Raw genomic sequence first — 16,933 nt, forward strand, 5'->3', positions numbered from 1 at the left:
ATATATGTCAGAATTAGAGTTCCAGTCAAGAATAGACTTTTCCGAATTGAGCCAAAACGTTCAGGAAATAAAGAATGAGATAGGACGCGTCATTGTCGGCCAGCACCAGCTGATAGAACAAATGATAGTAGCCATACTTGCTAACGGGCATATACTTGTAGAAGGAGTTCCCGGAGTGGCAAAAACACTATCGGCTAAGTTATTGGCAAAAACCGTAGATGTCGCTTTCAGCCGCATACAATTCACACCCGACCTTATGCCGTCCGACGTATTGGGAACAAGCGTATTCCTGCCCGGTTCGGCAAAGTTTGAATTTAAGAAAGGGCCTATCTTCTCCAATATAGTACTGATAGACGAAATAAACCGTTCGCCGGCCAAGACACAGGCCGCCTTGTTCGAAGTAATGGAAGAAAGGCAGATAACAAACGATGGTACTACATACACAATGGATTACCCGTTTCTGGTAATGGCTACGCAAAACCCGATAGAACAGGAAGGTACTTACCGCCTGCCGGAAGCACAACTCGACCGTTTCCTATTCAAAATTGTGGTAGACTATCCCAACATAGAAGAAGAAGTAGCCATACTGGACAGGCAGCACAAAGGCGAACTGTCTGCCGAGGTAGGAATAAACAAAGTACTGACGGCTCAGAAACTAAACAGCCTGCGCCAGGCCATCGAAAAGGTGATGGTAGAACCTCACCTGCTGCAATACATTGCACAGATAGTATCGTCTACCCGCCAAAGCCCGTGGATTACACTGGGTGCTTCGCCGAGGGCATCGCTGGCTATACTGAATGCCTCGAAAGCATTGGCAGCCATTAGAGGGCGCGACTTTATCACCCCCGACGACATTAAAGAAATAGCTGTACCCGTACTTCGCCACAGGATATTGTTAACACCCGAAAAAGAAATGGACGGTACCAGTACCGATACAATTATATGCCAACTGATAGACAAAACGGAGGTTCCCCGCTAATACGGTTTTTTAAGAGCCTGTACCTTACAAACCGTTTCTTCATCGCACTAGCCATATGTGTGTTGGGGTTTTTCGCCGTGTTTATATTCGAAGAGTTTTTCTTCCTGATGCAGATAGCTTTTGGCGTATTTTGCGTATTTATCCTTTTGGATATAATCACGGTTTACCGCCAGCGCAGGGGAATTACGGCATCGCGTACCTGTCCCGACAGGATGTCGAACGGAGATATAAACACTATATCTATTACCCTTACCAACCGGTATCCCTATAGGTTGAGGTTGAAAATAATAGAGGAAGTCCCTTTCCAGTTTCAGAAAAGGAATCTGATATATTCCATATCGCTGGGTGTAGACAAGTCGGAAACCGTTTACTACGATCTGCGCCCCACCGAAAGAGGGGAGTATGAGTTTGGAGCACTGAACATCTATGCCGAAGGAATGTTCGGCTTTGTAAGCAAGAGGTATATATTCGACAACCATAAGAAAGTAGCCGTATATCCGTCATTCATCGAAATGCGGAAATACGAACTGTTGGCGGCATCACACCGCCTTACCGATTATGGTATCAAAAAGATCAGGCGTATAGGGCATGCTACCGAGTTCGACCAGATAAAGCATTATACAATGGGCGACGACCCGCGCACTATCAACTATAAGGCTACGGCACGGATGAACCAGTTGATGGTAAACACCTATCAGGAGGAAAAATCGCAGCCTGTATATTGCCTTATCGACAAGGGGCGGACCATGAAAATGCCGTTCGAAGAAATGACCTTGCTCGATTATGCCATCAATTCTACCCTTATGGTATGCAGCACGGCGCTCAACAAAGGCGACAAAGCCGGACTGATAACCTTCTCGAAAAATATCGACGAGATACTGCCTGCCGACAAAAACCGCCGTCAACGAAACAACATACTGGAGACGCTTTATGCACAGACTACCGATTATAAAGAATCGGATTACGAAAAACTGTACATAGCTGTAAGGAGGAAGATATCGCAACGCAGCCTTATTATACTTTACACCAACTTCGAAACGGTAAATGGTATGCGCCGCCAGTTGAGATATTTGAGCCGCCTGGCTAAAGACCACTTGGTTTTAGTGTCATTCTTCCTCAACTCCGAGTTTAACGAAGTATTGGATACTACACCTAACAATCTGGATGAGACGTTCCGCAAAGGGATTGCCGAAAAGCTGTCGAACGACAAATTCCTGATCGTAAAGGAACTGAACAGGCATGGTATTCATACCATATTGTCGAAACCGGAAAACCTGACTATAAATTCTATCAACAAATACCTTGAGTTTAAAGCAAGGGGATTAATCTGAAAACATATGGCCATATCGTATAATGCAGAGGATGTAAAGATGCCTCCGATAAAGAAACGGGCGACTACCGAATGGATAAAGAAAGTAGCGGAATCGTATGGAAAGAAAGCAGGCGATATCGGTTATTTGTTCTGCTCGGACGAAAAAATACTGGAAGTAAATAAGGAGTACCTGCAACACGACTATTATACCGACATTATCACCTTCGACTATAGCGAAAACGATATTATCAGCGGGGATATATTTATCAGCCTCGACACCGTGAAGAGCAATGCAGAGCAACTATCTGTCGGCTACAACGACGAACTACACAGGGTGATCATACACGGCATACTTCACCTCTGCGGTATAAAAGACAAGTCTGCCGACGAAGAAGCACAGATGAGAGAGGCCGAAAACAAGGCACTCGCCATGTTGCTATCCTGATTAATCTGTCAGAAGCGGTCTTTGAACCAATATTTTATCGCCCACAACCTCCTGTATAGCTTCCTCAGCCTGAAACGGTGTTTATAATGATACTTGCTGGTATAATACTTGTCGCGGCGGGCTTGTATCGGATAATTGTCGAGCAACGACCAGTCGCGTTGAAAAATCTCATTGGTAGATATTTCTGCAATCCCGTATTTCTTACCTAAGATGGAATAAATGCTCTGGTCGTGGCGGTTTTCCTTAAATCCGGGAAGGTTGGCCACGCGCGAAGGCGAATCTGTCGCCAGGCTGTAATCGTCGAGATAAGCCTGATACCAGTCTTTTACAAACTGCATCACCAACGGGCTTTTCTTAAAGAATATGATTGTGGACTCGAATTGCGGTGTGTGTGTATAGGCTTTATCGTCGTAAACCCCGTAATAGGCAAAGACATCGCCCTTTGTCCATTCGTATTCATAATAGAGAGTTTCGGGCATACCGTTGTAACTCTTCTCCTGACTTTTCACACCTAAGATGCCTGTAGGCGTATTCTCCACCATATCGTAATACTCCTGCATCCGCTTATGCCCTTTCGGGTTCAGGTAGCAGCCGATATCGGAATAAAGCAGCACATCGCCATCGTCCATTTCCTCCAGGATGCGAAGTATAAAATAGGGCTTCCAGCACCAATAGCCGAATCCCCGCGAATAGGGAATCAGGTAACGCCCCCACCTTTCGTAGAAATCTTTATCGAGGTCTTTTTCACAGATAGTATATACCTGGTCGAACATAGCCATACTTTCCGCCATTTGCCTGAAACGGGGAAATCCTTCGGTAAGGTAATAGCTGCCAAACGTACAGATGGCTTTTTTCATTGGGCTGGTTTTTAGAATATTCTACTACAAAAATAGCAGGAATATTTCATTCCTGCTACTGTCTTATTTATTTTAAGTTTTTGGCTACTACTCCCACTCGATGGTTGCAGGCGGTTTCGACGATATGTCGTAAACTACACGGTTCACGCCTTTTACTTTATTGATAATCTCGTTCGACACTTTGGCCAGGAACTCATAAGGCAAATGCGCCCAATCGGCAGTCATGGCATCGGTAGATGTCACCGCACGCAAGGCGATTGTGTTTTCATAAGTTCTCTCATCTCCCATCACTCCTACCGAGCGAACCGGCAACAGGATAGCCCCTGCCTGCCAAACCTGATCGTAAAGACCATGCTCACGAAGCAAACGGATATAGACATCATCGGCATTTTGGAGTATTTCTATTCTTTCGGGTGTTATCTCGCCCAACAGGCGGATACCCAGACCCGGCCCCGGGAACGGATGGCGTTTGATGAGATGGTCTTTCATACCAAGTTCGAGCCCTACCCTGCGCACTTCGTCTTTGAAGAGCAGGCGAAGCGGCTCAACCAGTTTGAGATCCATTTTCTCAGGCAAACCTCCTACATTGTGGTGCGACTTGATAACATGGCCTGTTATCGACATCGATTCGATAATGTCGGGGTAGATAGTACCCTGCCCCAGCCATTTTATATCTTTCAGTTTATGGGCTTCTTCGTCGAATACGTCGATAAAGCCTTTACCTATTATTTTTCGTTTTTGTTCCGGATCGGTAACACCGGCCAATGCTTTATAGAAACGCGCTTTTGCATCTACACCGATAACGTTCAGCCCCAGATGCTCGTAGTCGCGAAGCACATTTTCAAATTCATTCTTACGCAACAAACCGTGATCGACAAACACACAGGTAAGGTTTTTACCTATCGCCCTGTTGAGCAATACTGCCGTTACGGACGAGTCTACTCCACCCGACAATGCAAGTATCACTTTGTCATCGCCTAGTTGCTGTTTCAGTTCGGCTACTGTAGAATCTATAAATGATGCCGGACTCCAATTCCTGCCAACCTTGCAGATGTTGAGGAAATTGCTTAGCAGGCGAGTTCCGTCTGTTGTATGGAATACTTCGGGATGGAACTGCACAGCCCATGTTTCTTCTCCATTTATCTTATATGCAGCCGTAGCCACATCATCGGTGCTGGCTATTACTTCGAAATTATCAGGCAACAATGTGATAGAATCGCCATGCGACATCCACACCTGCGTACCTTCGGCAATGCCATCGAACAGGGGAGTGCCTTGTTTTATTTTCGAAAGATGCGCACGGCCGTATTCGCGGGTACTGCTTTTTTCCACTTTTCCACCTGAACTATATGCCAGATATTGTGCGCCATAGCATATACCCAATACAGGATATTTTCCGCGAATCTGGCTAAGATCGGGTTTAAACGAATTTTCATCGTTTACCGAAAAAGGGCTGCCCGACAGGATAACACCTTTTACCGACTCATCGCCAAACGGGAATTTATTGTACGGTACTATTTCACAGTAAGTATTGAGTTCTCTGACCCTGCGGCCAATAAGCTGGGTGGTTTGTGACCCAAAATCGAGGATGATGATTTTCTCTTGCATAGAGGGTTAAATAAGTGAGAATTTCTGCTTTTATGCACACAAAGATAATTCATTTTTTGCACATCTAAAATATTTTTTAAGATGGAGTTTACAGAGCTTTATAGAGCATGTTATACACTATGAGATTCATCGTGTGCCTTTTATCACAAAGGAAACTATTTGGATCTGATTATTTTGAAAACAACCGCCCCTGATATGTTCCTCTTTCGGCAAAGCGTTTCTTTATTTTTGCTGTAAACTCAAAGTTCTTCAAACCCCAGTCGGGGGCTATCAGTAATTGTTTCGGCGATTGCGATATAAAGCGTTCGATAACTAAATCGGGATTTAATTTTTCGGTAAAGTCGATGCACAGGTCTATATATTCGTCTACATCGAAGAGGTGAAACCATTCGGGATGTTCGCGATATTGCTTTGCCATCACCGTCCCTTTTATCAGTTGCAACTGGTGAAGTTTTATCGTTGTCAAAGGAAGGTTCGCTATTTTTCCGGTATATGCCAGTATTTGCTCCCTGCTCTCGTGCGGCAGGCCTAGTATAAAATGTGTGCCTGTATAGATTCCTTTTCCGGCTGTCTTACAGATAGCTTCTTCGCTTTCGGCAAAGGTGTGCCCCCTGTTTATAAATTGCAGCGTGGAGTCGAGGGTGGATTCCAACCCGTATTCTATAACCAAGAATGTTTTTTTTGCCAATTCCGAAAAATAGTCGAGCAGTTCGTCGGGCATACAGTCGGGGCGCGTGCCGATAATCAGCCCTACTACATTGGGATATGCCAAAGCCTCTTCGTACAGGGCTATAAGCTTATCTACGCTATCGTAGGTGTTGGTATATGACTGGAAGTATGCCAGATACTTCATTTCAGGATATTTATACGAAAAGAAACTGATACCATCGCGCAGCTGTTCGCTTACGGTCAATTGTGTACTGCCATAACCGGGACTGAAACTCTGGTTGTTGCAATAGGTACACCCGCCTACGCCTTTCAGCCCGTCGCGGTTGGGACAGGTGAAGCCGGCATTGACAGATATTTTCTGCACCTTGTAGGGGAAGTGTAGAGACAGAAAATCTGCAAACTCTTTATAGTATTTATCCATTATTTATGTCAATCAGTCGTTAAGTTATTATGTTCTATTATATACTACGCACAATCACGGGCTTCTTGTGTTCCTTTTGGCCTAAGCCCCAGAAGGGTATGGTAGGGTAAACACATGAAAAATAGTATTCCAGTTTTGACTACCGTAGGGGCGAATTATCATTCGCCCGAAATAGAAAAAATCAGCGGGCGAATGATAATTCGCCCCTACAAAGTTCAGAATAGAGTTTAGATAAATTTCACGCGTTTACTCCGGAGACCGCGGTAGAATAAACTAAAGATTAAATATTTAACTCAAGATAGCTTTTGTGTATAATTTAATAGAACGTTTTGCACCTAGGACTCCAACTGCTGATTCGCTTTATTTAAAAGGCCTTAGTAGGCTGAAAAATACTTCTTCTATAATGTCTGATGCCACTTCCTTTTTCGATTTCAATGGAAAGTCTTTTCTTTCCCCATTCCTGTTCAATATGGATATCTTATTGGTATCGTGTTGGAAACCAGCCCCCGCATCGTTGAGCGAATTAAGGACTATATAATCGAGATTCTTCTTCTCCATTTTCCGTAGAGCATTCGCCTCCTCATCATTCGTTTCCAATGCAAAGCCTACTAGCATCTGTCCGCCTTTCTTCATCTTGCCGAGAGATGCAGCAATATCTTTATTGGGAGTTAATGCAATGGTCAGGTCATCTTCTCCCCTTTTCACCTTTTGCGTATATTGCTCAGCAGGGCGAAAGTCGGCAACTGCCGCGCACAAAATAGCCGCATCCATATCGCCAAAAACACCGACCGAAGCATTGTACATCTGCTCTGCCGATTCCACATCTATCCGCTTGATATTCGGATGGTTCACCTTCAAGGCTACAGGCCCGGCAACGAGCGTGACTTCGGCTCCCCTACCGGCACATTCCTCGGCTAAAGCAAATCCCATTTTGCCCGAAGAATAATTGCCGATAAAGCGTACGGGGTCTATTTTCTCATACGTAGGTCCCGCCGTTATCAGGATTTTTTTTTTATCCAGGGTTTCTTTTTTAGCAAAAAAAGCCTCCACTACTTCCAGTATTTTTTCAGGCTCTTCCATGCGCCCTTTGCCTATCAGGTGGCTGGCAAGTTCGCCGGCGGCAGGTTCTATAATGATATTGCCATACGAACGGAGCATCTCTATATTGCGTGTGGTAGACGGGTGTGCAAACATATCCAAATCCATAGCGGGCGCAATCATCACAGGCGCTTTCATCGACAGGTATGTAGTAATAAGCATATTGTCGGCTATGCCATTTGCCATCTTACCCAATGTGGCAGCAGTAGCAGGCGCTATCAGCATGAGGTCTGCCCATTGCCCGAGGTCTACGTGGCTATGCCATGTACCGTCGTTGGCTGTAAAAAATTCGCTGACTACAGGTTTCCCGGTAAGGGCCGACAATGTAACGGGGGTGATAAATTCTTTGCCCGAAGGGGTTATCACAATCTGTACTTCCGCCCCTGCCTTTATCAGCAAACGGGCTAACGATGCGGCTTTGTATGCGGCAATACTGCCCGTAATACCAAGCACTATGTGTTTATCTTTCAATGTCATAATATTCTACATTTTGAACGACAAAGATAGTGGTTTTCATCAAGCCTGATTCTATTTAGCTGCTTCTTTTTTTATTTCTTCACTCATGGCGAAAGCTATGTTTCTCAACATTTTGCCACATTTTTTAAATCTTTTCTATACATTTGCATCTGAAAAAATCAAACTTGCATAAAACAGAAATATCAAAAGACCATGACTGAAATACTAAGAAAGAAACTAAGCGACTCTGCTGCTGCCCGTTGGACGGTGCTATGCGTAGTTGCATTTACCATGTTTTGTGGCTACTTTGTTACCGATGTAATGGCTCCTCTGATGGAGATGCTCGGCGAAGAATTTGGGTGGAGCGCCGAAGAGTACGGAATATTCAACCTTGCCTACGGACTACTGAATGTAGCCTTGTTTATGCTGATAATCAGCGGTATTATATTAGACAAGATCGGTGTCCGCCTTACAGGTATCGGCTCGTGTATATTAATGATTATCGGATGTTTCCTTAAATATTATGCAGTATCTAAAAGCTTCGAAGGCGAAATATTCGGGCTTCGCACACAAGTATTCCTTGCCAGTATCGGTTTTGCAATATTCGCATTGGGCATCGAATCTGCGGGGATAACCGTTACCAAAGTTATTGTCCGCTGGTTCAAAGGCAAAGAGATGGCGCTAGCGATGGGGATACAGGTAAGCGTGGCACGGCTGGGTACGACCCTCGCTATGAGTGCGACACTGCCTCTCGCCAATTATTTCGGAAGCCCTTCGCGCCCTATCTTGTTCGGACTGGCAGCACTATGTATCGGGCTGATAGCCTATCTGGTGTTCTGTGTGATGGATAAAAAGCTGGATGGCACTGTTCCCGAAGAAGAAAACAGCGAGCCGTTCAAGGTGAAAGACATAGGCAGCATTATATCCAGTAAAGGGTTCTGGTTGCTGGCACTACTGTGCGTGCTATTCTATTCCGCGATTTTCCCTTTCCTGAAATATGCCGTATCGTTTATGATAAACAAATATGGTGTAGATCCTAATTTTGCAGGGATATTACCGTCTATACTCCCGATAGGGGCAATCTTCCTGACCCCGTTGTTTGGAGGTATATACGACGCCAAAGGCAAAGGGGCTACCATCATGATGATAGGGGCTATATTGTTGATTTTCGTACATTTTATGTTTTCGCTCCCTATACTTAATCATTGGGTGTTTGCCGCCATACTTATGGTTGTGCTTGGCTTTGCTTTTTCTTTGGTTCCTTCTGCCATGTGGCCGTCCGTACCTAAGATTATAGACGAAAACAAAGTTGGCACTGCATACGGGTTGATCTTCTGGGTGCAAAATATCGGGCTAAGCCTCGTACCTTATATTATAGGTAGGGTACTGGACAACTATGGTATAATCGGCACGAAAATAACAGAAAAAGGGAATGAGGTTCCTGTATATGATTATACCTACCCTTCTATTATTTTCACTTGCTTTGGTGTGCTTGCCCTGTTTACTGCCGTCTTATTGAAACGGGAGGATAAGAAAAAAGGGTATGGGTTGGAGTTGCCGAATATAAAAAAGTAACACACATATAATATTACAATAGAAAGACCCGGACTCGAAAGCCGGGTTTTCTGTTTTAAAAACAAGTTACCACCTCTCTCCCCGCTCTCTCCAAAAGGAGAGAGCCGCAAGCCACAACGAGAGAGAGGAAAAAGCAACAAGGGTAAAGTGATAAGAATGTGTCACTTTATAGAGAGATACAAAATACCAGTGGACGAGTAAACGAGTTGGGTGCCGATAAAACATGAACTTGTGTCTCGTATCTTGTCTACTTGTATCTAAAGATACTGACAACCGTTAACTGAAAAATCCCGGGACGGAGAACTAACCAAACCCTAATTTTGTTCACTAATTAAGAACTATTACTATCTTTGTCTTAACAGAATAATTTCGGCAACTATGGCTCTCAAGCAGCAATTACAACTCAAGCAACAGCAGAAACTATCTCCGTTGCAAATGCAGGTCATCAAACTGACCGAGCTACCCGTCATTGAGTTGGAGGAGCGTATAAAACAAGAACTGGAAGACAACCCCGCCCTCGAAGAAGGACTTGAACCAACCAATGACGCATCTGAATACGACGACGATTTCTCTCCCGAAGATGGAGCAGATATTTCGCAGGAAGAAATGGCGTTGGGCGACTATATGAACGAGGAAGAAATTCCCGACTACCGCCTGCGCGACAACAATAAATCGCCCGGCAGCAAGCAAGAAGAGATACCTTTCTCGGTAGCCGAGTCGCTGAACGAATATTTGCTGGAACAGCTTGGCGAAACCGAACTGGACGAACAAGACAAGAAAACGGCAGAATACATTATAGGGAATATAGACGAAAGCGGTTATCTCGACCGTTCGCTGCCGGCTATATCCGACGACCTGATCTTCCAGCAGAATATAGATGTCACCGTCGCCCACCTGGAAGAGATACTGGAAATAATACAGGAGTTTGAGCCGGCAGGCATAGGCGCGCGCAACCTGCAAGAATGCCTCTTACTACAACTATACCGGAAAGAGAAGGACAGGACTACCGAACTGGCCACCAAAATAATATCCGACTATTTCGATGATTTCTCTAAAAGGCATTACGACAAGATAATCAGGCAACTGAATATAACCGAAGACGAGATGAAGGAGATTATCCAGGAGATAACCACCCTGAATCCCAAACCCGGCAACAATTGGGGCGATAGCATGTCGGCAACGCTCAACACCATCATCCCCGACTTCATTATAGAAAGTTACAACGGCGAATTGTTTCTCAGTCTCAACAACCGCAACATCCCCGACCTGCGGGTGAGTCGCGAATATTCAGACCTGCTCAAAGGATATTCGGACAACAGGGATAGCATGTCGCAAGACAACAAGAACGCCGCACTGTTCGTAAAACAAAAGCTAGACTCGGCACGCTGGTTTATCGACGCCATCAAACAACGGCAAGATACCCTGCAACGCACCATGAAAGCAATAATGGATATGCAGTACGACTTCTTCCTTTCGGGAGACGAGTCACAACTCAAGCCGATGATACTGAAAGACGTGGCACAACGCACCGGATACGACATTTCGACCATATCGCGCGTGAGCAACAGCAAGTATGTGCAAACCAACTTTGCCATATATCCACTCAAATACTTCTTCTCAGAATCGATGCAGACCGATAGCGGCGAAGAAATATCGTCGCGCGAGGTAAAAGCCATATTAAAAGAATGTATAGAAAACGAGGATAAACGCAAACCACTGACAGACGACCGCCTGTCGGAAATACTGAAAGAAAAAGGCTATATAATAGCGCGGCGCACTGTGGCCAAATACAGGGAACAGATGAACCTACCCGTGGCGCGCCTAAGAAAAGAAATATGATGAACGACAACAATAATATATACCCGCAGGAAAACAAGAGTTTTGCAACACTACAGTCGTACACCCCGCCCAAAGAGGCTGAACCGCTTTTAGCCAGGATAGTTTCTATTATCCTGCATCCGCTGTTTATGGGGATATATACAGTAGCACTGTTGTTTGTATATACCGATTTCAACCTGCTTTTTGCCGGGCAGTTTTTCCTGTTCATGTCGCCCATGTTTTTCCTTACATGCGTGGTGCCCCTGTGCAGCCTGTATTTTCTCAATAAGATGAAGCTGATAAAAAACTATGGCACCACCGAACCTCAGGAACGGTTAATCCCATTCCTGGTCTTTTTTCTGTCTTACGGCCTGCTTGTCTACCATTTTCATTCGGCAAAACTATATACATGGTTCACAGCCTTGCTCGCCGCCCCGCTTATACTCATTGTCGTTTCGGGCATCATCAGCCATTTTTGGAAGATAAGCCTGCATATGGTAGGCATAGGCGCGCTTGTGGGTAGCACTTTGTCAGTATGTTATCATGTAAAAGGGGTAAATCCATATGTATTATTCATCATTTTGTTTATCTTAGCAGGATGCTTGGGTGTAGCCCGCCTTGCATCTAAAAAGAACACCCCGGCACAGGTGTATGCCGGCTTCGTGCTGGGAGCAGCCGTATCATATATATGTGTATGGATAGGGGCATACTGGGGTTTGATCGTGTTTTTACAAAATCAATAAATTAGTAATATTATAAATTTAAGACTATGAATTTTCCTGAGAATCTTAAGTACTCGAAAGACCATGAATGGATAAGAGTAGAAGGCGAAATTGCTTATGTGGGTATTACCGAATTTGCTCAAAGCGAACTGGGCGAAATAGTTTATGTAGATGTGACCACAGAAGGCGAGACTATAAAAAAAGACAGCGTATTCGGAAACGTGGAAGCCGTGAAAACAGTATCCGACCTGCTTATGCCGGCTTCGGGAGAAGTGCTTGAACTCAACGCCGCGCTGGAAGACAAACCCGAACTGATAAACGAAGACCCATACGGTGAAGGATGGATAATAAAAATAAGCCTGAGCGATGCCGCCGAAACAGATAGCCTGCTATCTGCCGGAGAGTACAAAGCATTGATAGGCAAATAATAGGTACAAGTAGGCAAGATACGAGATACAAGTTTATTCATTCTTGCAAAAAGACTTGTTTACTCGTATCTTGTATCTAAATAAGGAACTAATTTTATATAAAATAGATGAAACCAGTTGTAAGTATTATAATGGGAAGTACTTCCGACCTTCCGGTAATGGAGAAGGCCGCGAAGTTTTTCGACGAGATGGAGATACCATTCGAAATAAACGCCCTCTCGGCGCACCGTACTCCCGAACGTGTAGAAGCTTTTGCCAAAGCGGCAGCCGACAGAGGTATAAAAGTGATTATAGCAGCAGCGGGAATGGCGGCTCATTTGCCGGGCGTTATCGCATCCATGACACACATCCCCGTGATAGGCGTACCTATCGACGCATCGTTGGACGGCATAGATGCACTGCTTGCGATAGTACAGATGCCTCCGGGCATACCTGTAGCCACTGTGGGTATCAACGGCTCGCTCAACGCTGCCATACTTGCACTGCAAATGATAGCGACCGGCGACCAAGATCTGCAGGAAAAGCTGAAAGCTTACAAAGAAAACCTGAAGAAAAAGATAGAAAAAGCGAACGAAGATTTAGCGAAAGTCGAGTTTAAATTTAAGACAAATTAACGTATTCGGTTACAATCAGATACGTAAGAAACATGCACAAAGAAGCGGAGCATTTATAACGAATAGCTCCGCTTTTTATTGCGAGCCACCCTGCAAATTATTTATTTTTTAACAAAAAAAATGTGAGCGTTATAAAAAAAAGACATATATTTGCACTTGAAAATTAAGACAAACTAAAACAAATTAATTTATCTAATCACTTAATTTTACTCAATTATGAAAAAAATTTTACTAGTAGCAGCGTTGGCCATGACTTGCCTTTTCGCTAATGCACAAGACGATCTTCAAGGAAAATGGTTTGTAGGTGGTGCTGTAGGTTACACTAGCAAGAGTTCTTCTTTTGCAGACAAGAAAGACAACTCATTTGTTATCAAACCAACTGTTGGCACTTTCATCTCTTCAGATCTAGCTGTAGGAGCATCATTGGGATACTCTAATAGCAAAAGATACACTGGTAGGTCAGAAGATGCAAATGGAAATGTAACATATACTGAATCAAAAGAAAACCAATTCATCATTGAACCATTTGTTAGAAAATACTGGACTATCGCTGGTGGTTTGAAATTCTTCGGAGAAGCATCTCTACCTGTAGCTTTCGGCGATGTAAAAGATTCATACAGCACTACAAGCGTAGGTCTTGCTATCGCTCCAGGTTTCGAATACTTCATCAACAGCTGGATTTCTGTTGACACTAAATTCCACTTATTTGGTGTTGCCTATGAAAACACAAGCTATGATGCTGAAGGCGTTGACAGCAAAAATGGTTTCGCAGTTGGAGGAAACACTCACTACAACAATATCGGTGACCTAACTATCGGTGTTAAATTCTTGTTCTAAGAAGCAAAACTGATTAACTACCTTAAAGCTATCTAATAGTTTTATACAGTTATCAACCATATAAAAGGTCTTCGGCTTAGCCGGAGGCCTTTTTGCTTTTCCATCATATTTATATATCTTTATCTATACACTATAAAACACAAGTACCATTGCGAAGAAGAAAAAAAGTAAATTTTATTTAAAACAAATTGCTAATAAATGTTACATTTGGAAGATGAATACATAAACAACCAACCTAACCCGATAAAACTATGGGAACTACCATCTTAATTATCTTAGCCGTCTACTTTGGCCTGCTTACATTAATATCTCATCTGGTGAGCCGCAAAAACAGCGGAAATGATGCATTCTTCCTCGGGAACAAAAAATCGCCGTGGTATATAGTCGCATTCGGCATGATAGGCTCTAGCATATCGGGAGTGTCGTTTGTCTCCGTACCCGGCATGGTGAGGGGGCAAGACATGACCTATATGCAAATGGTACTGGGCTTCTTTGTCGGCTATGCTATCATCGCCTTCGTGCTTCTCCCGCTCTACTACCGGCTCAACCTGACCACCATTTACGGATACCTGGAGCGGCGATTCGGGCTGCGCTCGTACAAAACGGGGGCTTCATTTTTCATCCTATCCAAAACGATAGGTGCGGCAGCAAGGCTCTTCCTTGTAGTATTCATCCTGCACAACCTCGTATTTGCCCAATGGAACATACCGTTTTTTGCAGTTGCAGCAGGAATAATCGTCCTGATCTGGATATATACATACCGCAGCGGAATAAAAACAATAATCTGGACCGATACCCTGCAAACCTTCTGCCTCGTTGCAGGGCTTGTACTCATCATCTGGCAGGTAATAGCAAAGATAGATGTAGACCTTCCCGAAGCCATACAGATGATAGGGCATCATGCCAACTCGAAGATATTCGTTTTCGACGACTGGGTTTCGAAACAAAACTTCTTTAAACAATTTCTCAATGGGGTGCTCATCGCAATCGTAATGAATGGGCTCGATCAGGATATGATGCAAAAAAGCCTGACTTGCAAGAACCTGAAAGATGCGCAGAAAAACATTGTGACATTCGGCGCATTATACATACCTATCAACCTTCTGTTGTTGTCGTTAGGTGTTTTACTGCTGATATTTGCCTCGCAATTCGATATCGCATTGCCGGAGAGAGCAGACCAGATACTACCTGTCTTGGCCAGCCAATACCTAGGATTGCCTGTCCTTATATTCTTTTCGATAGGAATTATTGCGGCAGCGTTTTCGAGCGCCGACTCTGCCCTGACTGCCATCACTACAACTGTATGTGTCGACCTGCTCGATATTGAGAAGAAAGAAGCCCTGAAAGCTGTGAAAACGAGGAGGAAGATACATATACTTATCAGCGTAGCCTTCCTGCTGGTCATCCTGCTTATCGACTATCTGGGACAAGACGGAATACTGAACACGATATACAAAATAGCCTCATATACCTATGGGCCATTGCTGGGGTTATTCTTCCTGGGGTTGTTTACCAAAGTGAAGCCAAAAGACAAGATTGTGCCTATAGTCTGCATCCTCAGCCCTTTACTCTGCTTTGGGATAGAAGTAACACTGAAAGAAGTATATGATTATGCAGTAGGAAACGAAATACTATTAGCAAACGGGCTGCTTACCATCGTAGGACTATCGGTATTCTCGGAAAAAGAAAAATATATGGCAAAACTATAACAAAAAGACAATATAGAGAAAACGACATTGGCAATATGCTATTTTCTTTGTAGTTTTGCAACAAGAAACATCTATTTAAGACATGAATTATTACAGCACAAATAAACAGGCTCCTGTGGCAAGCTTGCAGGAAGCAGTAGTCAAAGGGCTTGCTCCCGACAAAGGGCTTTACATGCCGGAAGAAATAAAACTTTTGCCAAAGTCATTTTACGAAAACATTGGCAACATGAGTTTTCAGGAAATCGCCTACGAAGTAGCCAGCCGGTTTTTCGGAGACGACATAGAGCCTGAAACCTTAAAGGAAATCGTTTTCGACACGCTGAGTTTCGACACGCCTGTAGTACACGTCGCTGATAATATCTACAGCCTTGAGCTGTTTCATGGCCCTACCCTTGCCTTCAAAGACGTAGGTGCGCGCTTCATGGCTCGCCTATTGGGATACTTTATCGGCAAACAAGGACAAAAAGATGTGAAAGTACTGGTAGCAACATCGGGAGATACCGGCAGCGCGGTTGCCAACGGCTTTCTGGGCGTCGAGGGCATCCATGTATATGTGCTGTATCCCAAAGGGAAAGTTAGCCCTATACAAGAATGCCAGTTTACCACCCTGGGGCAAAACATAACAGCGATAGAGGTAGACGGCACATTCGACGATTGCCAGGCTTTGGTAAAAACTGCATTTTTAGATGCCGACCTGAATAAGAAGCTAAACCTTACTTCGGCCAACTCCATCAACGTTGCCCGCTTCCTTCCGCAGGCTTTCTACTATTTCCATGCCTATGCACAACTTGCCAAACAGGGAAAAGCAGATAATGTAGTATTCTGTGTACCTAGCGGGAACTTTGGGAATATAACCGCCGGGCTGATAGCCAAACGGATGGGGCTGCCCGTAAAAAGATTTATTGCTGCCAACAATCGCAACTGCATCTTCTACAACTATCTTAAGACAGGAGAATACAAGCCGCAGCCATCTGTACAAACCATTGCCAATGCAATGGATGTGGGCGACCCAAGCAATTTTGTCCGCATCCTCGACCTATATAACCATTCGCTTGAGGATATCAGAACCGATATATCGGCATACTGGTACAACGATGATGCGATAAGGAAGACTGTTTTATCCACTTATCAAACAACAGGTTATCTGCTCGACCCACATGGTGCTTGCGGATATCAGGCTTTGAAAGACAGCCTGAATGCCGGCGAAACCGGGGTCTTTCTGGAAACAGCACACCCAGCCAAATTTCTGGAAACGGTAGAACAAATAACCGGCGAATCCATCCCTATCCCTGCCAAGTTGCAAGCCTTTATGCAAGGTGAAAAACAAACCGTTGGTATGGATAAGGATTTTGGTTCTTTCAAGCAGTTTTTGATGGAAAATTGAA

The 16,933-nt window shown here is 44.2% G+C and carries 15 protein-coding genes; 11 read left to right on the forward strand and 4 right to left on the reverse strand.

Annotation, left to right across the window (positions count from 1 at the left end; all coding sequences use genetic code 11):
- Positions 1 to 4 precede the first annotated feature (4 nt).
- Genes D0T57_RS02990 through ybeY form a run of 3 tightly spaced genes read left to right on the forward strand, consistent with a single transcriptional unit; the run spans position 5 to position 2,736 of the window.
- Complete coding sequence (locus tag D0T57_RS02990) at positions 5 to 979, forward strand: MoxR family ATPase (protein ID WP_163270743.1); 975 nt, start codon at positions 5 to 7, stop codon at positions 977 to 979.
- Positions 943 to 2,310, forward strand: coding sequence for a DUF58 domain-containing protein (locus D0T57_RS02995; protein ID WP_163270745.1), 1,368 nt, complete (start codon positions 943 to 945; stop codon positions 2,308 to 2,310). The genes D0T57_RS02990 and D0T57_RS02995 overlap by 37 nt, the downstream gene beginning before the upstream one ends.
- Before the next feature lie 6 nt (positions 2,311 to 2,316).
- The gene (gene ybeY / locus D0T57_RS03000) at positions 2,317 to 2,736 is read left to right on the forward strand and encodes an rRNA maturation RNase YbeY (RefSeq protein ID WP_163270747.1); all 420 of its coding nucleotides are present in this window, start codon (positions 2,317 to 2,319) and stop codon (positions 2,734 to 2,736) included.
- A gap of 8 nt (positions 2,737 to 2,744) precedes the next feature.
- Here ybeY and D0T57_RS03005 read toward each other — a convergent pair whose 3' ends face one another.
- From D0T57_RS03005 to coaBC, 4 genes are all read right to left on the reverse strand, one after another.
- Positions 2,745 to 3,593: a hypothetical protein gene (locus D0T57_RS03005; RefSeq protein ID WP_163270749.1), complete on the reverse strand. Its 849-nt coding sequence runs from the start codon at positions 3,591 to 3,593 to the stop codon at positions 2,745 to 2,747.
- Positions 3,594 to 3,680: 87 nt separating this feature from the next.
- Positions 3,681 to 5,201 (reverse strand): glutamine-hydrolyzing GMP synthase, encoded by a 1,521-nt coding sequence (guaA, locus tag D0T57_RS03010; protein WP_163270751.1) that lies wholly within the window; start codon positions 5,199 to 5,201, stop codon positions 3,681 to 3,683.
- 169 nt (positions 5,202 to 5,370) lie between these two features.
- Entirely contained in the window at positions 5,371 to 6,291 is a 921-nt protein-coding gene (locus D0T57_RS03015) for a TIGR01212 family radical SAM protein (protein ID WP_163270753.1), read from the reverse strand.
- Positions 6,292 to 6,651: 360 nt separating this feature from the next.
- A complete protein-coding gene (gene coaBC / locus D0T57_RS03020) occupies positions 6,652 to 7,866 on the reverse strand; it encodes a bifunctional phosphopantothenoylcysteine decarboxylase/phosphopantothenate--cysteine ligase CoaBC (protein ID WP_163270755.1) in 1,215 nt (404 codons plus the stop codon).
- A gap of 192 nt (positions 7,867 to 8,058) precedes the next feature.
- Here coaBC and D0T57_RS03025 point away from each other — a divergent pair, with 192 nt between their 5' ends.
- The 8 genes from D0T57_RS03025 (at position 8,059) to thrC (ending at position 16,932) form a co-directional block, all read left to right on the forward strand.
- Positions 8,059 to 9,420, forward strand: coding sequence for an MFS transporter (locus D0T57_RS03025; RefSeq protein WP_163270757.1), 1,362 nt, complete (start codon positions 8,059 to 8,061; stop codon positions 9,418 to 9,420).
- 378 nt (positions 9,421 to 9,798) lie between these two features.
- A complete protein-coding gene (rpoN, locus tag D0T57_RS03030) occupies positions 9,799 to 11,259 on the forward strand; it encodes an RNA polymerase factor sigma-54 (protein ID WP_163270758.1) in 1,461 nt (486 codons plus the stop codon).
- A complete protein-coding gene (locus tag D0T57_RS03035; protein WP_163270760.1) occupies positions 11,256 to 11,981 on the forward strand; it encodes a hypothetical protein in 726 nt (241 codons plus the stop codon). Before rpoN ends, D0T57_RS03035 begins: the two co-directional genes overlap by 4 nt.
- Positions 11,982 to 12,007: 26 nt before the next feature.
- The gene (gcvH, locus tag D0T57_RS03040) at positions 12,008 to 12,388 is read left to right on the forward strand and encodes a glycine cleavage system protein GcvH (RefSeq protein ID WP_163270762.1); all 381 of its coding nucleotides are present in this window, start codon (positions 12,008 to 12,010) and stop codon (positions 12,386 to 12,388) included.
- 107 nt (positions 12,389 to 12,495) lie between these two features.
- Complete coding sequence (gene purE, locus D0T57_RS03045) at positions 12,496 to 13,002, forward strand: 5-(carboxyamino)imidazole ribonucleotide mutase (protein ID WP_163270764.1); 507 nt, start codon at positions 12,496 to 12,498, stop codon at positions 13,000 to 13,002.
- A gap of 216 nt (positions 13,003 to 13,218) precedes the next feature.
- The gene (locus tag D0T57_RS03050) at positions 13,219 to 13,839 is read left to right on the forward strand and encodes an outer membrane beta-barrel protein (RefSeq protein WP_163270766.1); all 621 of its coding nucleotides are present in this window, start codon (positions 13,219 to 13,221) and stop codon (positions 13,837 to 13,839) included.
- Positions 13,840 to 14,090: 251 nt separating this feature from the next.
- The gene (locus D0T57_RS03055; RefSeq protein WP_163270768.1) at positions 14,091 to 15,548 is read left to right on the forward strand and encodes a sodium:solute symporter; all 1,458 of its coding nucleotides are present in this window, start codon (positions 14,091 to 14,093) and stop codon (positions 15,546 to 15,548) included.
- An 82-nt stretch (positions 15,549 to 15,630) separates the two neighbouring features.
- Positions 15,631 to 16,932, forward strand: coding sequence for a threonine synthase (gene thrC / locus D0T57_RS03060; RefSeq protein ID WP_163270770.1), 1,302 nt, complete (start codon positions 15,631 to 15,633; stop codon positions 16,930 to 16,932).
- The last annotated feature ends 1 nt before the right edge of the window (position 16,933 follow it).

Source organism: Dysgonomonas sp. 511 (assembly GCF_010501105.1).
Classification (GTDB): domain Bacteria; phylum Bacteroidota; class Bacteroidia; order Bacteroidales; family Dysgonomonadaceae; genus Dysgonomonas.

What these genes read in the sequence shown, in the direction of transcription:
- D0T57_RS02990 (WP_163270743.1), top strand. Translation starts at nt 5, where the DNA reads ATGTCAGAATTAGAGTTCCAGTCAAGAATAGACTTTTCCGAATTGAGC.
- D0T57_RS02995 (WP_163270745.1), top strand. Translation starts at nt 943, where the DNA reads ATGCCAACTGATAGACAAAACGGAGGTTCCCCGCTAATACGGTTTTTT.
- ybeY (WP_163270747.1), top strand. Translation starts at nt 2,317, where the DNA reads ATGGCCATATCGTATAATGCAGAGGATGTAAAGATGCCTCCGATAAAG.
- D0T57_RS03005 (WP_163270749.1), bottom strand. Translation starts at nt 3,593, where the DNA reads ATGAAAAAAGCCATCTGTACGTTTGGCAGCTATTACCTTACCGAAGGA.
- guaA (WP_163270751.1), bottom strand. Translation starts at nt 5,201, where the DNA reads ATGCAAGAGAAAATCATCATCCTCGATTTTGGGTCACAAACCACCCAG.
- D0T57_RS03015 (WP_163270753.1), bottom strand. Translation starts at nt 6,291, where the DNA reads ATGGATAAATACTATAAAGAGTTTGCAGATTTTCTGTCTCTACACTTC.
- coaBC (WP_163270755.1), bottom strand. Translation starts at nt 7,866, where the DNA reads ATGACATTGAAAGATAAACACATAGTGCTTGGTATTACGGGCAGTATT.
- D0T57_RS03025 (WP_163270757.1), top strand. Translation starts at nt 8,059, where the DNA reads ATGACTGAAATACTAAGAAAGAAACTAAGCGACTCTGCTGCTGCCCGT.
- rpoN (WP_163270758.1), top strand. Translation starts at nt 9,799, where the DNA reads ATGGCTCTCAAGCAGCAATTACAACTCAAGCAACAGCAGAAACTATCT.
- D0T57_RS03035 (WP_163270760.1), top strand. Translation starts at nt 11,256, where the DNA reads ATGATGAACGACAACAATAATATATACCCGCAGGAAAACAAGAGTTTT.
- gcvH (WP_163270762.1), top strand. Translation starts at nt 12,008, where the DNA reads ATGAATTTTCCTGAGAATCTTAAGTACTCGAAAGACCATGAATGGATA.
- purE (WP_163270764.1), top strand. Translation starts at nt 12,496, where the DNA reads ATGAAACCAGTTGTAAGTATTATAATGGGAAGTACTTCCGACCTTCCG.
- D0T57_RS03050 (WP_163270766.1), top strand. Translation starts at nt 13,219, where the DNA reads ATGAAAAAAATTTTACTAGTAGCAGCGTTGGCCATGACTTGCCTTTTC.
- D0T57_RS03055 (WP_163270768.1), top strand. Translation starts at nt 14,091, where the DNA reads ATGGGAACTACCATCTTAATTATCTTAGCCGTCTACTTTGGCCTGCTT.
- thrC (WP_163270770.1), top strand. Translation starts at nt 15,631, where the DNA reads ATGAATTATTACAGCACAAATAAACAGGCTCCTGTGGCAAGCTTGCAG.